Origin of the sequence: Pedococcus bigeumensis (genome assembly GCF_006438965.1) — a bacterium.
GTDB classification, from domain to species: Bacteria; Actinomycetota; Actinomycetes; order Actinomycetales; family Dermatophilaceae; genus Pedococcus; species Pedococcus bigeumensis_A.
Map to the genome: position 1 here is coordinate 794589 of NZ_RCZM01000001.1, position 17461 is coordinate 812049.

A 17461-nucleotide genomic window follows, 5' to 3' on the forward strand; every position below is an offset into this window, starting at 1 on the left:
TCTGTCCACTGACGAATCCCATTGACAGGAAACAGAATCCGCAATCCCCGCGATACCGAGCGGGACGGCCGGCAACCGTCGTGAGCGCCGTCCGAGGGGTCAGCGCTGTCGGCGGACCGCGTCAGCGACGAGAGCGAAACGACCAGCGTCGATCGCCGCGCCCTCGCGTCGGATCCGACTCGGCTTCACCCGGATGATCCGATCCACCTTGACCTCGCTGGGCCGTTGCTGACGGTCCCAGGGGCCGACGCCGATGTCGACGCGAGTCGGCGCAGCTCGGCGCCTGCCCTCCGCGACACCGCGCCGCTTGGTGGTCAGGCTCACGCCGAGCAGCCATCTTCCGTCCCTGCCGATGAGCAGGACCGGACGATCCTTGCCCTTGCGGTGGTTGTCCTCGAACGGCACCCACGTCCACACGATCTCGCCAGGATCTGGTCTGCCATTCGGCACCGGGGAGTACTCCATGGTCGGGGTGCCGACGAAGTCCCCTGGGTAGGCACCGGTGACCAGTCGCAGCAGTCGTCGGAACCAGCCGTCAGCCAATGTCGCTTCCGCGATCGTCGTGTCCCCCATGCTGCCAACGCTAGTGGCGTGGCGCCTCCCCATGAGCGGGTTTGCGCTATGACCATCCGCGCCGGTGGGCGAGCAGTGCGATGAAGGTGCGTGCCATGAGTCGCTGGTGGTCGCGGATCGCGTTCAACGGGCTAGGAGCGATCGGATGCCCACAGCTCTCCACCATGTAGCCCGCGATGATGGCAAGGAACGCATCCACCGCCTCGCCGTCCACCCCGTACAGCAACGGCGACCGCGCCATCGTCCGGTCCACATCGAGGCCATGGTCGGCCATCAACGGCAGCAGCCCGACGAAGTCGCACCACGCCGGCCCACGAGCAACCCAGTTCCAGTCGACCAGCCGGGCCGCGCCCTGCGCCGTGATGAGCATGTTGTCGGGCCGCAAGTCGCTGTGCACCAACCGATCTCCGACCAGTGCCTCCGATGCCTGGTGCCCCAGCCGCGCCAGCTCAGCCGCTCGACGAGGAGGCAGCGCAGGTATGCCGTCCGGCCACGACCGCGTGCCCCGCGCGAGCTCGTCCAGGCACGCCAGCGCCGCCGTGTCGCCTCCCACGTCAACTGCCAGCGAGGAAGTGGTCAACGCCGCGACATCCGCGGGGTCCAGCGCCGCCAGCTCAATGCAGGCAGCGTGCGCCGCGTCGGCGTCGTGCTGGGCCCACGGCACCCCGGGCATCTCGCCGTCGATGGCTTCGAGGACGACCAGCTGCCAGTCCCCGGCCGCCGCCGACCCGACGAGCTCCGGCGCCGTCACCCGGCCCGCCAAGCCGCGAAGGATGCCCGCCTCGCGCGGAATCGCTTGCAGCGCATGGGGAGCCGCTGGTCCGGCAGCCTTGGCGAACACGCGGCGGCCGTCGCGCAGTGCCAGCAACCCGGCATACGCGCCGGTGAAGCCTGTGGTCACCGGCGGAGCGGCGACATCGACGGCGGACCCGGCCACGCTCGCGATCCCGTCACGCACCTCCGGCGGGAGCTCTGCGAAGGACGGCCGCGACGACGTGCGTCGGTAGTCGACCTCGGTCACGGACGGGCCTTCGGCCTCCACAGCAGGCGGCCGGGGCGGCGCCGGTCACGCAGGGCGTGGGAGCGCCAGACCAGCACCGGGTGCGAGGCCAACGCGTTGACGACCCAGACGAAGAAGCCCTTCTCCGTCGTGGCGCGGTCCGCGAGGGCGTTCACGTCCACCGTGCGGTTGAGGTACTTGCCGGCGGCCAGCGTGGCCATCGCGCCCGCGCTGCCGCGCGGCACGAGGGAGAAGCCGTAGTTGTCGGCGGTGTACTCCTGGCTGCGGCTCAGCGTCGACCCGACGAACGGGATCCACTGCGCCCCACTGATTCCGAGGACCCGCCAGTAGCTCGTGTGGCCGGCCGCGATGTGTCCCACCTCGTGCCCGATGATGAAGCGGAGGGCGTCGGGGTTGCGCGCCTGGCCACCGATCTCGAACAGGTCGCTGTAGACGAAGATGAACCGGCGGAACCCGTGACCCGACGCGGCCGCGTTGATCATGCCGTTGCCGAGGACCACGTAGGCGTCGGGAACCTTGGGCAGGCCGTAGTGCGCACAGGCATCGACCAGCATCTGGTGCGCCTCCGGGTACTGCGTCGGCGAGATCTTCACGCCGGACAGGCGGAGCCCCGCGTAGAGCTGGCCACGCAGGAAGTAGATGACGAGCGGGGCGGCGAGGAAGAACACGGCATACGGATCCGGCTGGCGACGGTCGATGATCGCCGAGGCGACCTCGTAGCCGGAGATGGCCCACACGAGGAGCGACCCGAGGATCACGACCACCAGGCAGAGGTTCTCCAACGGGTGGCGCAGGTGCGACCGCACCTGGGTCCGGTAGCCGGGCGGAGCCGGTGGCAGCAGGGCTGCCCCGCCGAGGGGCTGCGGTGCGCCGGGCGGCTGGGCGTACTGGATCGGTTCGGACATGGTCCCCTCGATGCTGTCGTCGGTCGGGTCCGATGCTATGTCTCGACGGTTGGGCGACCGGCACCCAACCCGCCGCAGTGGGCGCACCATGGGGGAATGACCGGCCGACCAGCTTTCGTTGTACTGCCGTGACCGACGCCACCCTCTCCGCGCAGACGGAGCTCGACGAGCCCACGGTCCGCCCCGCCCACGTCAACCTCGCCCTGCTGGCGCTCGCGGTCGGCGGCTTTGCCATCGGCACCACCGAGTTCGTGACCATGGGCCTGCTGCCGGAAGTGGCGGACGGCGTGGGCATCGACATCCCGACGGCCGGCCACATCGTGTCGGCCTACGCCGCAGGCGTGGTCGTGGGGGCGCCCATCCTGGCGACTCTCGGCGCACGGCTGCCTCGCAAGCAGCTACTGCTCTGGCTGATGGGGGCCTTCGCCGTGGCGAACGTGCTGTCCGCGCTGGCCAACGGCTACGGCCTGCTCATGGGGGCACGCTTTCTCTCCGGGCTCCCGCACGGCGCCTACTTCGGCGTCGGGTCACTGGTCGCGGCGTCGATGGTGCCCGCGCACCGTCGCACCTGGGCGGTGTCGATGATGATCACCGGGCTCACGGTCGCCAACATCGTGGGTGTTCCGGTCACCACCCGCATCGGCCAGAGCTACGGCTGGCAGTGGCCGTATGCCGCGGTCGGAGTGATCGCGCTGCTCACCGTCCTCGCGGTGTGGCGCTGGGTGCCGTTCTGCCCGCCCGACGGCGGCCTGAGCCTGCGTTCGGAGCTGTCCGCCCTCAAGCGGCCGCAGGTCTGGCTGGCGCTCGGCATCGGCACCGTCGGCTTCGGCGGCATGTTCGCCACCTTCTCCTACATCTCGCCGACGATGACCGAGCTCGGCGGCTTCGGCAGGGCGACCATCCCGCTCATCCTCGCGCTCTACGGCGTGGGCATGACGATCGGCGCGGTCCTGTCCGGAACGGTGTCGCGCATCGGCATGATCCGGGGGATCACCGTCCTCCTGGTGGCGATCGCCGTCATGCTCTTCCTCTTCGGGCCGGCCGTGCAGGCGGCGAAGTGGTCCGCCCTCGTCGCCGTGTTCGTCCTCGGGTTGCTGCCGAGCGCGCTCGTCCCGATGCTGCAGACCCGGTTGATGGATGTCGCCCACGAGGGCCAGGCGCTCGCAGCCGCCCTCAACCACTCGACCCTCAACCTCGCCAACGCACTCGGAGCCTGGCTCGGGTCGATCGTCCTCTCGGCTGGCCTGGGCTACGAATGGCCGTCACGGGTCGGCGGATTCCTCGCCGTGGCCGGGATCGGCATCGCCCTGTGGTCCGCCCTGCTGCAGCGTTCGACCCAGCGTTCAGCGCGGCGGATGGCCTGACTGGAAGACACTGACCAGCACCCCGTGCGTCGCCTCGCGCGGGCCGGCTTCGGGGAGCTCGTCGACCAGCCGCTCGAGGTGGCTGGACAACGCAGCGGCCTGCTGCCGGGTCAGCCGGATGCGGCGCAGGTTCAGCAGCGCGTCGGTGGGGGAGCCGTCGATCTCCTCGGCCACCGCCTGCAGGAGTGCTGCCGTGTGACCAGCCCGGCTGCCCCCGGGTGTCCTCAGCCGACGCGCCACGCGCAGAAAGTACTGCTCCGTACCGCCGCGCACCTGGCGGCGGTCGCCACGGCGGACCAGACCGGCCTGCTCCAGCACGGCCAGGTGGTGGGCGACGTTGCCCTTGTTGGTGGACAGTGACTTCGCCAGCTGGCTGACGGTTGATCCCTCCGCGCCGAGTGCGAAGATGATCCGGTTGCGCAGTGGGTGCGCCAGGGCCTTGAGCTGCCGGGGGTCGGTGGCTTCCAGCACCTCCACGGCAGGGTCTCGGTCGCGGGGCATGACGAAAGCGTCAAGAGATTTTGACGCTTTGTCAAGGGACGTCCCACCCTGTTTCCCATGAACCCAGCTGAGATCCAGGCCATCGTGACCAAGGCAGCCCAGGCCGTCGAGGACGGTTATGTGTTCCCCGACAAGGGAGCGGACATCGCGGCCCTGCTCCGTGCCCACCTCGCGGAGGACAGGTATGCCGCGTGCACCCGGCCCGCTGAGCTTGGCAGCTCCGTGACCGCTGACCTCTGCGCCGCCTCTGGCGACCTCCACCTCCGGCTGCTCTTCCACGAGGACGGGGCCGTCGGGGAGGAGGACCAGGCTGCGCTCGCGGCCGCGTGGGCGGAACAGGCGCGCCAGACCGCTGGCGGAATGCGTCGCGTGGAACGGCTCGACGGCAACATCGGCGTGATCGAAGTCGGGCCGGTGCTGGGCCACCCGGGCACGGCTGGTGGTGCGGTCGTCGCTGCGATGTCGCTCGTGGCCGACGCGGATGCCCTGGTCATCGACGTGCGGGGTTGCCGTGGTGGGAGTCCCGACGGAGTGGTCCTGCTGCTCAGCCACCTGTTCGGCGACGAGCCGGTCCGGCTCAGCGACATCGAGTCCCGTGAGGAGGGGACCCGTCAGTTCTGGACGGCGGCGGTCCTGCCGGGGCGGCGGTTCGGGCCGGACAAGCCGGCGGCCGTGCTCGTCGGGCCCGAGACGTTCTCCGGTGGCGAGGGGCTGGCGTTCGACCTCCAGGAGCAGGGTCGCGCCACGATCGTGGGGGAGTCGACCCGGGGCGGCGCGCACCCGCGGATCGGCGTGGTCGTCCACCCGCAGCTCGAGCTGACCCTGCCGGTCGCCCGGTCGGTGAGCCTGTTCACCGGCGGCAACTGGGAGGGCGTGGGGGTCCAGCCGGACGTCGAGGTGCCGGCCGACCAGGCCCTCGACACCGCTCTGGCCCTGCTGCGGGAGTCTTTGCAGGATCGGGTGGGTCAGGGCACGTCAGATCCTGCAAAGACGGTGCGCTGACGGTGCGTCACCGGCATACCTCGTTGCATGGGAGGATGGGCCGTTCCGTTGTCCCCGACGCCCCGTGAGGTTTGAAGCACCCGTGTCCCCGATGGCCCGCACCGCGCTGCAGCCGCACGCAACGCCGCCGGACCTGATCCGGAACTTCAGCATCATCGCCCACATCGACCACGGCAAGTCGACGCTGGCCGACCGGATGCTCCAGGTCACCGGTGTGGTCGACGGCCGTGACATGCGTGCGCAGTACCTCGACAAGATGGACATCGAGCGCGAGCGCGGCATCACGATCAAGTCGCAGGCCGTCCGGATGCCGTGGGAGCTCGACGGGACGACCTACGCGCTCAACATGATCGACACCCCCGGGCACGTCGACTTCACCTACGAGGTGTCGCGCTCGCTGGCTGCCTGCGAGGGCGCGGTGCTGCTCGTCGACGCGGCGCAGGGGATCGAGGCCCAGACCCTGGCGAACCTCTACCTCGCCATGGAGAACGACCTCGCGATCATCCCCGTGCTCAACAAGATCGACCTGCCCGCAGCCCAGCCGGAGAAGTTCGCCGAGGAGCTGGCCGGCCTGATCGGCTGCCAGCCCGAGGACTGCCTGCGGGTGTCGGGCAAGACCGGCGTCGGCGTCGAGCCGCTGCTCAACCAGATCGTCACGCAGCTGCCGCCGCCGACCGGTGACCCCAACGCGCCCGCCCGCGCGATGATCTTCGACTCGGTCTACGACACCTACCGCGGCGTCGTGACCTACGTCCGGGTCATCGACGGCAACCTGAACCCCCGCGAGAAGATCGCGATGATGTCGACCAAGGCCACCCACGAGCTGCTCGAGATCGGGGTCAGCTCACCCGAGCCCACCCCGGCCAAGGGCCTCGGCGTGGGGGAGGTGGGTTATCTCATCACCGGTGTGAAGGACGTTCGCCAGTCCAAGGTCGGCGACACCGTCACCAACGCGGCCAAGCCGGCCAGGGAAGCGCTCGGCGGCTACCGCGACCCCAAGCCGATGGTCTTCTCCGGCCTCTACCCGATCGACGGGTCCGACTACCCCGACCTGCGTGACGCCCTCGACAAGCTCAAGCTCAACGACGCGGCCCTTGTCTATGAGCCGGAGACCTCGGCGGCGCTCGGCTTCGGGTTCCGGATCGGCTTCCTCGGCATGCTGCACCTCGAGATCGTGCGCGAGCGGCTCGAGCGCGAGTTCGACCTCGACCTCATCTCGACCCTGCCCAACGTGGTCTACGACGTGACGATGGACGACGGCAAGGTGCTCACCGTCACGAACCCGAGCGAGTTCCCGTACGGCAAGGTCAGCTCGGTCACCGAGCCGATCGTGCGTGCCACAGTGCTCGCGCCGAGCGAGTTCATCGGCGCGATCATGGAGCTGTGCCAGCAGAAACGCGGCACCCTGCGCGGGATGGACTACCTCTCCGAGGAGCGCGTGGAGATGCGCTACACGCTGCCGCTCGCCGAGATCGTCTTCGACTTCTTCGACCAGCTCAAGTCGCGCACGCGTGGCTATGCGTCCCTCGACTACGAGCCCGACGGTGACCAGGTCGCCGACCTCGTGAAGGTCGACATCATGCTCCAGGGCGAGACGGTCGACGCGTTCAGCTCGATCGTGCACAAGGACAAGGCCTACGCCTACGGCGTGATGATGGCCGGCAAGCTCAAGGACCTCATCCCTCGCCAGCAGTTCGAGGTGCCGATCCAGGCTGCCATCGGCTCGCGGATCATCGCGCGCGAGAACATCCGGGCGATCCGCAAGGACGTGCTCGCCAAGTGCTACGGCGGCGACATAAGCCGCAAGCGCAAGCTGCTCGAGAAGCAGAAGGCCGGCAAGAAGCGGATGAAGAACATCGGCAGCGTCGAGGTGCCGCCCGAGGCGTTCATCGCCGCGCTGTCCAACGACGCCGTCACCAAGAAGTAGTTACCCGCGGGTAATGTAGCCCGCATGGTCGACACCTACGCGATGTACCGGCGCCTCACGGCATACCCGCAGGGCAAGCGGATCTTCTCGCTCGTCTTCGAGCAGGCGGCGCCCTACTTCCGCACCGCCCGCCCACGGTTCGTCGAGCTCGGGCCGAACCGGGCCGAGCTGACCATCAAGAAGCGGCACCGCGTCCAGAACCACATCGGCACCGTCCACGTCATCGCGATCTGCAACGGCCTCGAGGCGGCCATGGGCGCGCTCGCGGAGGCGACCATCCCGGCGTCGCGCCGTTGGATCCCCAAGGGCATGGAGGTCGAGTACACCGCCAAGGCGAGCAGCGACATCACCTGCGTCGCGGAGACCGACCCAGCCGACTGGGCGCGCGCGGGCGATGTCGAGATCCCGGTGCGGGTCAGGGGGATTCGTGACGACGGGACTGTGGTGGTGCAGGGCACCATCCGCCTGTGGGTGACCGACAAGCCGGCTCGCTGAGCTGCGGCTCGCTCAGCCTCGGAGGCTGTCCCGCAGCGCCGTGATGTCCTCCTCGGACCAGCCCTGGGCGCTGAGCCAGCCGGCGGCGCCGCCGTACTGCTCGGTCAGGACGCTGAGGATCCGCTGCATCGTCTGGGGCTTGGGGCGGTGGTGGTCCATCGGCTGCCCGGCAAGGACCTCGCCGTAGGCCGGTCGGGCCATCAGTCGGGCCACCACCCGCTCGATCCGCTCACCGGTGGCGACGTAGTCGGCGACGATGTGCTCGTCGCTCACCCCGGCCACCGAGAGGGCCAGCCCGACGACGGTGCCGGTCCGGTCCTTGCCGGCGGCGCAGTGCACGATCGTCGCGCCGCGGCTCTGCGACACCACCTGCAGTGCCGCGCTGACCGAGTCGGGTCGGTGCGCGAGGTAGCCGAGGTAGTGGCTGGCCCAGTAGTCGTCGTCGAGGCGCGGATCGGCATCGGCTGCCGCCTGGTCCTTCTTAGACCACGGAAGGACGAGCGCCTCCTCCGCCGTGACCGCACGCACGTCGTCGCGGAACAGCGAGTGGTGGTGGTGCGTCAGGTTGTGCGCGCGAAGCGGCCCCGGCCCCTCGAGCTGGAGCTCGACGTTGCTGCGCAGGTCCACGATGTCAGTGACCCCCACGCGCTCCACGAGGTCGTCGATGTCGGCCTCGGTGAGGTCCTGGAGGTTGTCCGACCGCAGCAGCCGCCCGGTGGCGACCTGTCCACCGTCCGTGGTCGGCAGGCCTCCCACGTCGCGCATGTTGACGACGCCGTCGAGCTCGATCCAGAGGGGAGTGGTCACCTGTTGGACCTTACGCGGGCGCGGTGTCCAGCAGCTGACCGGCATCCTGCGCCTCGGCGGCGTCGGCCACGGCTGACGCGACCATGAGGTCGCTGAGCCCGTTGCCGAGGTTCTGGCAGACCACCCGTCCACCCGATCGTGGTCGGCCGAGCAGTGTCCCGGTCGCCAGGTCGGTCGCGGGGTAGTCGCCCAGCGAGCCCGCCCCGCGCACCGTCTCGAACTGCGCCACGTGGTCGGTGGACAGGGTTGCCGCGCTGGCCAGGTCGGCACCCACCGAGCTGGCGTAGTCGAGGGGGAGGAGCAGGACGTCCGGCCGCAGGTGGTCGGGTTCCAGGGCCGAGCCGGTGAGCCCGATCGCCAGCCCGGTCACGACCACCTCGGCGTCACGCACGGTGGCGGCCACCTCGTCGCTGACCTCCAGCTCCACGTCCGGCACGGCGCTGGCGGCCCAGTCGACCAGTGCCGCACGAGCTTCGCTGCGGCGGGCAAAGACCGTCACTCGGTGACGCCCCAGGGCGGCCAGCATCCGCAGGTGCGACCGAGCCTGGACGCCCGCGCCGGTGATGGCCACGGTGGCGTCCGGCGCGGAGAGGGCGGCGATGCAGGCGCCGCTGACGGCGGCGGTGCGAGCGGCGGTCAGCGCGCCGGCAGCCATGACGCAGCGCGGCTCCCCGGTGTCGCCGTGGTTCACGACCATCAGACCGGTCACGGCGGGAAGCCCGCGGTCGCGGTTGTCGGGAAAGATGCTGATCCACTTGCAGCCCAACAGTTTTCGCGCCGGGTATGCCGCGGGCATGGCGTTGGCGAAGGAAGCGCCACCCGGGTGCACGGCCGGTTTCGGCGGCACTTCCGCGTTGCCTTCGGCGAGTGCCACCAGGGCCGCGTGGGCGAGCTGGATGGCCTCCAGAGGTGGCGGCAGCAGCCGGGCGACGTCGGCGTCGGAGAGGTAGCGCATGTCCCGACCCTGCCACGGTGTCCGCGGCGCGCGGTGCCAGGCGCACCGCCCTCGCGCGGCCGGTCACGCCAGGGGCGCACATAGGTGAGGGCCTCGGAAAGTATGAGTTTCCGAGGCCCTCGCGATCTGGACCGAGGTCCTGATCGACGCTCTCGCCGAAGCGATTGCGTAGGGGTATTTCTAATCGAGAGGCACCTCGGCCACAAGGGGTTCAGCGGAAATTTCCCAACTATTTCGGTCCGGTTCGTGCCCATTCCGGCGTGTCGCCAAGACACGCCGTGTCGGGGCTCGCGACCCCGCCTGCGAGGATGGAGCCATGCCCAGCGCCCTGCCCGACGGTGACCCTGCACCGCCGGACGGCGCTCTGCCACAGGCGTCACTTCAGGCCCTCGGACGTCGCCCGTTCGGCATCTACCTGCACGTGCCGTTCTGCTCGGTGCGCTGCGGGTACTGCGACTTCAACACCTACACGTTGACCGAGCTGGGTGTGGACGGGGCCAGCGTGGCGACCTTCGCTGACGCCGCCCTCCGCGAGCTGGCCTTCGCCGTCGAGGTGCTCGGCGAGGTGCCCACGGTCGACACGGTGTTCGTCGGTGGCGGCACTCCCACGATGCTTGCTGCCCAGGACCTCGCCCGGATGCTGGCCGGCATACGCGACCGGTTCGGTCTGGCGCCGGACGCCGAGGTGACCACCGAGGCCAACCCCGACTCGGTGACGCGCGAGGGTCTCGAGGTGCTGGCGGAGGCGGGCTTCACCCGGGTCTCGCTGGGGATGCAGTCGGCCGTGCCGCAGGTCCTCCAGACCCTCGAACGAACCCACGACCCGGCGAACGTCGAACGCGCCGTCGCCGCCGCCCGCGCCGCCGGGTTCCAGGTCAGCCTCGACCTGATCTACGGGACACCGGGGGAGTCGCTCGACGACTGGCGGACCAGCCTGGCCGCCGCGACCTCCCTGGAGCCTGACCACGTCTCGGCCTATGCCCTGGTCGTCGAGGAGGGCACCAAGCTGGCAGCCCAGGTCCGCCGCGGGCAGGTACCCGCGCCCGAGGACGACGACGAGGCCGCCAAGTACGAGATCGCCGACGAGCACCTCGCTGGGGCGGGCTACTCCTGGTACGAGGTCAGCAACTGGGCGCGCCGCGACGACGCCCGGTGCCGCCACAACGAGGGCTACTGGGCCGACGGCAACTGGTGGGGGATCGGGCCCGGAGCACACAGTCACGTCGGTGGCGTGCGGTGGTGGAACGTGAAGCACCCCAACGCGTATGCCGCGCGGGTTGCGGATGGTCTGAGCCCCGCTCACGGGCGGGAGACGCTGACCGACGAGCAGCGGTACGACGAACGGGTGCTGCTCGCGGTCCGGCTGGTCGACGGCCTGCCGATCGAGGACCTGCGCGCCGACGGCCGCCTCGCGGTCGCCGGCCTGATCACCGATGGGCTCGTGGACGGCCAGGCGGCCCTGCGCCGTCAGCGGGTGGTGCTGACGAGGCAGGGCCGGCTCTTGACGGACACCGTGGTGCGACGGCTCCTGGGACTGCGCTGACCGCTAGGCCGTCACTTCACCAGCTCCGGAGTCAGCGGGTAGCGGTACCACTCGCCCTGGTTGGCCTTGACGGCAGCGACGATCGAGAGCGCGACCCAGGCGATGCACGTGGCGATGAAGAACGGGATCCCGATCAGCACGAACGACAGGAGCCCGAAGACCCACAGGGCGATCGTGATGATGATCTGGAAGTTGAGCGCCTGCGCCGCGTGGAATCGGACGAACGGGCCACGGTCCTTCAGGAGCAGGAAGACGATGAGCGGCCCGAGGAACGGGATGCCCACGAAGGCGGCCACGAACGGCGCGAGGTGGACGAGCGTCGCCCAGGTCTTCTCGTCCTGGGGGGACATGGGGTGCGGCCCCGCCCCGTAGCGCTCGGGGTTCGGCGCCTGGTAGCCGGGCGGCGCCTGCGGAGGCAGGTCCTGCTGCGGCTGCTGTGGTTGGTCGGTCATGGTGTCTCCGGTGGGATTGTCTTCGTGGTGGTGCCGGCACCCAGTGAAACGCATGACGGACCCCGAAAGTCCACCTTTCGGGGTCCGGGCAGGGCTCGGTCAGGGATGGTTCAGGGTCGACCCCGAGAGAAAAGGGTCAGTGCCCAGGCTCCGTCACCCTGTGTCATCTCGCGACTCCGTCACCCTGTGTCATCTCGCGACCCCGTCACGAAGTCGATCAGCTCCTCGACGCTCGCCAGCAGGGTGGGTTCGAGGTCGGCGTAGGACCGCACCGTGCCCAGGATCTGCTTCCACGCCCGGGCGATGTCGGCCTGGTCGTCGTGCGCCCAGCCGAGGTGTGCGCAGATCCCGTGCTTCCACTCCTGGCCGCGCGGGATGACCGGCCACTGCGAGAGACCCAGCCGCTCCGGGCGCACGCTCTGCCACACATCGACATAGGGGTGTCCCAGCACCCGCACGTGCGCGGCATACGGTCCCCGCGCAGCGGTCTGGACGACGCGGTGCTCCTTGGTGCCCGGCAGCAGGTGGTCCACGAGCACGCCCATCCGGCGCCCCGGCCCGGGCTGGAAGTCGGCAATCGCCCCCACGAGGTCGTCGACGCCGTCGAGCAGCTCCACGACGACCCCCTCGACGCGCAGGTCGGCGCCCCACACCTTCTCGACGAGCTCGGCGTCGTGCCGGCCCTCGACGAAGATCCGGGACCCGCTCGCCACCCGGGCCTTCGCACCTTGCACGGCCCGTGATCCCGAGGCGGTGCGCGAGGCGAGGGCCTTGGCCTCGGCGATCTTCGCGCTGGCAGCCGCGGTGGGCGGCGTCAGGATGACGGGGGCGCCGTCGAGCAGGAAACCCGGGCCCATCGGAAAGCCCTTGGTGCGGCCGCGCCGGTCCTCGAGGTGCACGACCCGCATGCCACCGGCCTTCTCGACCCGGACGACGGCACCGCACCAGCCGGTCACGACCTCCTCGACGACGAGGCCGGTCTCGGCCTCCACCTCGCGGGAGCGGCCCCGCGGGGGGACCTTCCAGTCACCGGACAGGACATCGGAGCCATAGCGGTCGGACACCGACGCAGGGTATGCCGGGCCGGGCCCCCGACCACGAGGGCGCGCCGCCCGTGCGGTCCCCGCCTGGGAACAACGTAGACTTGGCACTCGCTGAGCCTGAGTGCCAGCGCTGTCCGTTGGAGGGCCACGACCGGGTGATGGAGGTGTCTGATGAGCGAGGAACGTCGACTCGCCGTGCTGCGCGCGATCGTGCAGGACTACGTCGAGACGTCTGAGCCCGTGGGTTCCAAGTCGTTGCTCGACCGGCACCAGCTCGGTGTCTCGGCCGCCACCGTCCGCAACGACATGGCGGCGCTCGAGGAGGAAGGCCTGATCGCGGCTCCCCACACCAGCGCGGGCCGGGTGCCGACCGATGCCGGCTACCGCCTGTTCGTCGACCGGCTGAGCTCGGTGAAGCCCATGACGGGGGCCGAGCGGGCGGCCATCGCACAGTTCCTCGAGGGCGCCGTCGACCTCGACGACGTCGTCGACCGGACGGTGCGGCTGCTCGCCTCGCTGACCCGGCAGGTCGCCGTGATGCAGTACCCCTCCCTGACTCGCTCGAACGTCCGGCACATCGAGTTCGTCGCGATGGGCCCGACCCGGCTGATGGTCGTGCTCATCGTCAACACCGGGCGCGTCGAGCAGCGCATCATCGAGACGACTCACGACCTGTCGACCAAGGAGGGCGAAGCCACCCTGGGCCTGGTCCGCGCCAAGGTCAACGCGCTCACCCTGGGGCAGCGCCTCGTGGATGCCGCGACGTCGCTGGCCAGCCTTGCCGACGAGTTCGAGCCGGCCGACCGTGACCTCGTGCGCGCCATCGTGCAGTCGCTCGAGGACGCCCTCGTCGAGGAGCGGGAGGAGCGGGTCGTCCTCGCCGGCACCGCCAACCTCGCCCGCGTCGGCACCGACTTCCCGCTCAGCATCGGCCCGGTCCTGGAAGCCCTCGAACAGCACGTCGTGCTGCTCAAGCTGCTCGGCACCGCACGCGAGACCTCTGACATGGTGTCCGTGCGCATCGGCCACGAGAACCCGTTCGCGGGGCTGCAGTCGACCTCGGTCGTCTCGACCGAGTACGGCTCGGGCTCGGAGCTCGTGGCCGGCCTCGGCGTCCTCGGCCCCACCCGGATGGACTACCCCACGACGATGGCGTCGGTGCGGGCCGTGGCCACCTATGTCTCCCGAATCCTCGCGCAGTGACGCGCGTTACCCCTTGCCCCACCGACTGTCACCTCCCTGACACCAACTCCAGTGACACCAAGGACTTTCGTTGAACGACTACTACCAGGACCTGGGCGTCTCCCGCGACGCCAGCCCCGAGGACATCAAGCGCGCCTACCGCAAGAAGGCGCGCGCGCTGCACCCGGACGTCAACCCCAGCCCGGAGGCCGAGGAGCAGTTCAAGAAGGTCTCGCAGGCCTATGACGTGCTCTCCGACGCCGACAAGCGTCGCTCGTTCGACATGGGGTCCGACCCTTACGCAGGTGGCGCGGCCGGCTTCGGCCAGGGCTTCTCCTTCAGCGACATCATGGACGCCTTCTTCGGCGCCGGCGCAGGTCAGGCCCAGCGCGGGCCCCGGTCGCGTCAGCGGCGTGGCCAGGACGCCCTCATCCGGCTCGACATCGACCTCGCGGACGCGGTCTTCGGTGCCGAGAAGGAGCTGGTCATCGAGACCGCGGTGGTCTGCTCGACCTGCCACGGTGACGGCGCCCAGCCGGGCACCTCGCGGCGCACCTGTGACGTCTGTGGCGGTCGCGGCGAGATCCAGCAGGTGCAGCGCTCCTTCCTCGGCCAGGTCATGACCACTCGTCCCTGCGTCACCTGCCAGGGCTACGGCGAGGTCCTCGTCAGTCCGTGCTTCGAGTGCTCCGGCGACGGGCGGGTCCGCACCCGCCGCACCCTCAAGATCAAGGTCCCCGCCGGCGTCGACACCGGCACCCGGATCCAGCTGGGTGGCGAGGGTGAGGTCGGCCAGGGCGGCGGCCCGGCCGGTGACCTCTACGTCGAGGTGGCGGTCCGCCCGCACGCGACCTTCCAGCGCCGCGGCGACGACCTGCACTGCACCGTCGAGCTGCCCATGACCGCTGCTGCGCTCGGCACGACCGTCAAGCTCGATACCTTCGACGGCAGCAACGAGCTCGAGATCAAGTCCGGAACGCAGGCCGGCGACGCGATGACGCTGCGCGGGCTCGGGGTCACCCACCTGCGTGGCACCGGCCGTGGCGACCTGATCATCCACGCCAACGTGCAGACCCCGACGCGCCTCGACGAGCAGCAGGAAGAGCTGCTGCGCCAGCTCGCCACGCTGCGCGGTGAGGAACACCCGGCAGGTCGGCTGTCGCCGGCCCACCCCGGCCTGCTCGGTAAGCTCCGCGACGCCTTCAAGGCCAAGTAGCAGGGCCGCACCGACGTGACCCTGCCGCTGTTCCTCGCCGAGCCGGCTGTCGTGGCGCACGCCACGGTGGGCAGCCGCGTGGTGCTCGACGGGGCCGAGGGACGCCATGCTGCTACCGTCCGCCGCATCGCGGCGGGGGAGCAGGTGATGCTCGCCGACGGTGCAGGGCTGCGGCTCACCTGCGCGGTCGTGGCAGCGAGCAAGGCCGAGCTCGAGCTCAGCGTCGTCGAGGTATGCCGCGAGCCGGAGTCCCAGCCCCGGTTCGTCCTGGTGCAGGCCTTGGCCAAGGGCGACCGTGACGACCAGGCGATCGAGGCGGCCACCGAGTTCGGTGTCGACGAGGTCGTCCCCTGGCAGGCCTCCCGCAGCATCGTCCAGTGGCGCGGGGAGCGCGGCGACAAGGCCCGACGCAAGTGGCAGTCGACCGTGGCCGGCGCCGCCAAGCAGTCCCGTCGCGCCCGCGTGCCGGTCGTCGGCGAGCTGGTCACCACCAAGACCCTCGCTACCCGCATCGGTGGCGCCGCTGCGGCATACGTGCTGCACGAGGACGCGACCCAGAGCCTGGCGGCCCAGGCGCTACCGGATGACGGGGACGTCCTCGTCGTCGTGGGCCCGGAGGGTGGCATCACTGCCGAGGAGGTCGCCGCGTTCGAAGCTGCCGGTGCCCTGACCGTGCGCCTCGGTGACACGGTGCTGCGGTCGTCCAGCGCCGGGCCGGCCGCGCTCGCCGTACTGAGCGCGGCCAGCCGCTGGCGCTGACGGCTACTTCACGGCGAAGGAGACCGACTTCTCGGCGCTCACGGAACCGTCCTTGGGACTGAGCTCGCGGACGCTGACCGTGTAGCTGCCGGCGGAGAGCTTGCCGAGGCCGATCGAGTACTGGCCCTGCATGGGCGCACCGATCGAGGCCATCGCGTGTCCAGTCGCGACCTGCGTGCTCCCGCGCTTCAGTTCCCAGTTGATGGTGGCCTCGAAGACGATGGCAAGGCCCTGCACCACGACGGGCTTGGCTGCCGGAACGACCTGGTCGCGGGCGGGCGACGTGATCCAGACGGGCGCCACGTCCTTCCAGAGCTCGTCCTTGCCCGGGCGGGTGAAGGTCTGGTCCGTCGAGATGGACCCGAACAGCTTGGTCGACGCGCCCGCGACCTCGAACCGCACCGGGAGGGTCTGCTGGATCGCGGCCTGCGCGGTCCAGACGAGCTCCTGCACGGCCAGGCGCTGGATCTCAGGGGTGACCGCCGCATCGGGGTTGCCCGAGTTGGCCAGGTCGATCGTGATCAGCCCGTCCGTCACGGTCACGCTGCCGATGGTCTGTCCCGACCAGGGCTGAAGATAGCCGTCAGTGTTGCTGTAGGGCTGGGCGTTGATGGCCAGCACGAGAGCAGCCTTCGCCTTCTCCACCGGGGACGCGTCGCTGGGCAGGTCGTCGCGGATGAAGTCACGGAACAGCTTGTAGGTGGGCTTGTCGTCTCCGATGGGCCCGACGAAGTAGACCGGCAGCGACACCGGCTGCGTGGTGACCGGCCCGCCCGTGGCCGAGCTCGTCGCCGTCGAGGGTGGTGAGGTCGGGGCCGTGGTGGGCAGGTCGGGGGCAGTCTCGCTGGGGACCACCGAGGGGCCGGTGTGGACCGGCGGAGTCACGCCACCCCCGTCGTCCTGGCCCGACCACCAGACGCCGCCGATGATCGCCGCGACGGCGGCTGCGGCAGCCAGGGGCATCACCCAGCGCCGGGGGCCGGAGCCGCCGGTCGCGGTCACCGGACCGGCCTCGTGCGCCTCGTGCAGGATCGTGTCGAGACGGTGCGAGGGGTGCACTTGCTGGACGTCGCGGGCCAGGGCCTGGCGCAGGTGTCGTTCGACCTGGTCGAACTCGCCCGGCTCGTAGTCGGGGTGCAGGAAGTCGGTGCGGTCGCTCATGACGCTGCCTCCATCCGGTCGCGCAGGGTGGCGAGTCCGCGGTGGGCATGGGCCTTGACCGAGCCTGCCGAGATGCCGAGCGCGTCGGCGATCTCGGCCTCGCTCAGGTCGAGGTAGTAACGCATCGTGAGGACCTCTCTCTGGCGTTGGGGCAGCCGCCCCAGGGCGCCGATCATCGAACTGGTGGTCTCGGACTGGAGGGCGCGGTCCTCGGCGCTCGCCTCGGTGTGCCGGGTATATGCCGTGGGCTCACCCTGCTCGCGGGCGACGTAGCGCTCCTCCACGCCGCGGTGCCGCAGACCGGACCGGGCGCCGTTGACGACGGCCCGACGCAGGTAGGCCGCGGCAGCCTGGTGGTTGCGGATCGTGTCCCACCGGCGGTGCACGGCGATGAACGCGTCCTGGACCACCTCCTCGGCCGCGAGGTCGTCGCGCAGCAGCAGCCACGCCAGCCGGACCAACCCGGTCCAGTGGGCGGCATACAGGTCGGCGATGGCGTCGTCCGCTGCAGGCCGGACCTCGCCACCCCGGTCACGCTCTGCCACGCTCAACAGT

18 protein-coding genes are annotated in these 17461 nt (G+C 70.3%); 8 read left to right on the plus strand and 10 right to left on the minus strand.

Annotated features, from left to right (window positions below):
* Nucleotides 1-99 precede the first annotated feature (99 nt).
* The 3 genes from EAH86_RS03605 to EAH86_RS03615 are packed head-to-tail and all read right to left on the minus strand — an operon-like array spanning nt 100 to nt 2499.
* Nucleotides 100-573, minus strand: coding sequence for a type II toxin-antitoxin system PemK/MazF family toxin (locus EAH86_RS03605; protein ID WP_140737206.1), 474 nt, complete (start codon nt 571-573; stop codon nt 100-102).
* Between the two features lie 46 nt (nt 574-619).
* A complete protein-coding gene (locus EAH86_RS03610; protein WP_161988557.1) occupies nt 620-1594 on the minus strand; it encodes a phosphotransferase family protein in 975 nt (324 codons plus the stop codon).
* A complete protein-coding gene (locus EAH86_RS03615; protein ID WP_140737208.1) occupies nt 1591-2499 on the minus strand; it encodes a M48 family metallopeptidase in 909 nt (302 codons plus the stop codon). The genes EAH86_RS03610 and EAH86_RS03615 overlap by 4 nt, the downstream gene beginning before the upstream one ends.
* A gap of 128 nt (nt 2500-2627) precedes the next feature.
* On the opposite strand from EAH86_RS03615, the gene EAH86_RS03620 reads away from it, so the two are divergent.
* Entirely contained in the window at nt 2628-3863 is a 1236-nt protein-coding gene (locus EAH86_RS03620; protein ID WP_241668162.1) for an MFS transporter, read from the plus strand.
* Here EAH86_RS03620 and EAH86_RS03625 read toward each other — a convergent pair.
* Complete coding sequence (locus tag EAH86_RS03625; RefSeq protein WP_140737210.1) at nt 3843-4364, minus strand: ArsR/SmtB family transcription factor; 522 nt, start codon at nt 4362-4364, stop codon at nt 3843-3845. The two genes, EAH86_RS03620 and EAH86_RS03625, sit on opposite strands and share 21 nt — an antisense overlap.
* A 57-nt stretch (nt 4365-4421) precedes the next feature.
* On the opposite strand from EAH86_RS03625, the gene EAH86_RS03630 reads away from it, so the two are divergent.
* From EAH86_RS03630 to EAH86_RS03640, 3 genes are all read left to right on the plus strand, one after another.
* The gene (locus EAH86_RS03630; RefSeq protein WP_140737211.1) at nt 4422-5366 is read left to right on the plus strand and encodes a S41 family peptidase; all 945 of its coding nucleotides are present in this window, start codon (nt 4422-4424) and stop codon (nt 5364-5366) included.
* A gap of 91 nt (nt 5367-5457) precedes the next feature.
* On the plus strand, nt 5458-7293 hold the full coding sequence (gene lepA, locus EAH86_RS03635; protein WP_140737521.1) for a translation elongation factor 4: 1836 nt from the start codon (nt 5458-5460) through the stop codon (nt 7291-7293).
* Nucleotides 7294-7317: 24 nt separating this feature from the next.
* On the plus strand, nt 7318-7788 hold the full coding sequence (locus EAH86_RS03640) for a hotdog fold domain-containing protein (RefSeq protein WP_140737212.1): 471 nt from the start codon (nt 7318-7320) through the stop codon (nt 7786-7788).
* 12 nt (nt 7789-7800) lie between these two features.
* On the opposite strand, the gene EAH86_RS03645 is transcribed toward EAH86_RS03640, so the two are convergent.
* Nucleotides 7801-8595: a tyrosine-protein phosphatase gene (locus EAH86_RS03645; RefSeq protein ID WP_241668163.1), complete on the minus strand. Its 795-nt coding sequence runs from the start codon at nt 8593-8595 to the stop codon at nt 7801-7803.
* A gap of 10 nt (nt 8596-8605) precedes the next feature.
* On the minus strand, nt 8606-9550 hold the full coding sequence (locus EAH86_RS03650) for an ornithine cyclodeaminase family protein (protein ID WP_140737214.1): 945 nt from the start codon (nt 9548-9550) through the stop codon (nt 8606-8608).
* A 316-nt stretch (nt 9551-9866) separates the two neighbouring features.
* On the opposite strand from EAH86_RS03650, the gene hemW reads away from it, so the two are divergent.
* Entirely contained in the window at nt 9867-11093 is a 1227-nt protein-coding gene (gene hemW / locus EAH86_RS03655; protein ID WP_140737215.1) for a radical SAM family heme chaperone HemW, read from the plus strand.
* An 11-nt stretch (nt 11094-11104) separates the two neighbouring features.
* On the opposite strand, the gene EAH86_RS03660 is transcribed toward hemW, so the two are convergent.
* Complete coding sequence (locus EAH86_RS03660) at nt 11105-11545, minus strand: DUF4870 domain-containing protein (protein ID WP_241668164.1); 441 nt, start codon at nt 11543-11545, stop codon at nt 11105-11107.
* 179 nt (nt 11546-11724) lie between these two features.
* On the minus strand, nt 11725-12609 hold the full coding sequence (locus tag EAH86_RS03665; protein WP_140737216.1) for a DUF3097 domain-containing protein: 885 nt from the start codon (nt 12607-12609) through the stop codon (nt 11725-11727).
* Between the two features lie 150 nt (nt 12610-12759).
* Between EAH86_RS03665 and hrcA the strand changes: the two genes are divergently transcribed.
* The 3 genes from hrcA to EAH86_RS03680 all read left to right on the plus strand — a co-directional run bounded on the left by hrcA (nt 12760) and on the right by EAH86_RS03680 (nt 15745).
* Nucleotides 12760-13791 (plus strand): heat-inducible transcriptional repressor HrcA, encoded by a 1032-nt coding sequence (hrcA, locus tag EAH86_RS03670; protein WP_140737217.1) that lies wholly within the window; start codon nt 12760-12762, stop codon nt 13789-13791.
* 70 nt (nt 13792-13861) lie between these two features.
* Nucleotides 13862-14986 carry a molecular chaperone DnaJ gene (gene dnaJ / locus EAH86_RS03675; protein ID WP_140737218.1) on the plus strand — a complete coding sequence of 375 codons (1125 nt, stop codon included), beginning with the start codon at nt 13862-13864 and terminating at the stop codon, nt 14984-14986.
* Nucleotides 14987-15001: 15 nt separating this feature from the next.
* Nucleotides 15002-15745, plus strand: coding sequence for a 16S rRNA (uracil(1498)-N(3))-methyltransferase (locus EAH86_RS03680; RefSeq protein ID WP_140737219.1), 744 nt, complete (start codon nt 15002-15004; stop codon nt 15743-15745).
* Between the two features lie 3 nt (nt 15746-15748).
* Here the strand turns inward: EAH86_RS03680 and EAH86_RS03685 are convergent, their stop codons facing one another.
* Nucleotides 15749-16906: a Gmad2 immunoglobulin-like domain-containing protein gene (locus tag EAH86_RS03685; protein WP_140737220.1), complete on the minus strand. Its 1158-nt coding sequence runs from the start codon at nt 16904-16906 to the stop codon at nt 15749-15751.
* Complete coding sequence (locus tag EAH86_RS03690) at nt 16903-17451, minus strand: SigE family RNA polymerase sigma factor (protein WP_194150728.1); 549 nt, start codon at nt 17449-17451, stop codon at nt 16903-16905. Before EAH86_RS03690 ends, EAH86_RS03685 begins: the two co-directional genes overlap by 4 nt.
* Between the last annotated feature and the right edge of the window lie 10 nt (nt 17452-17461).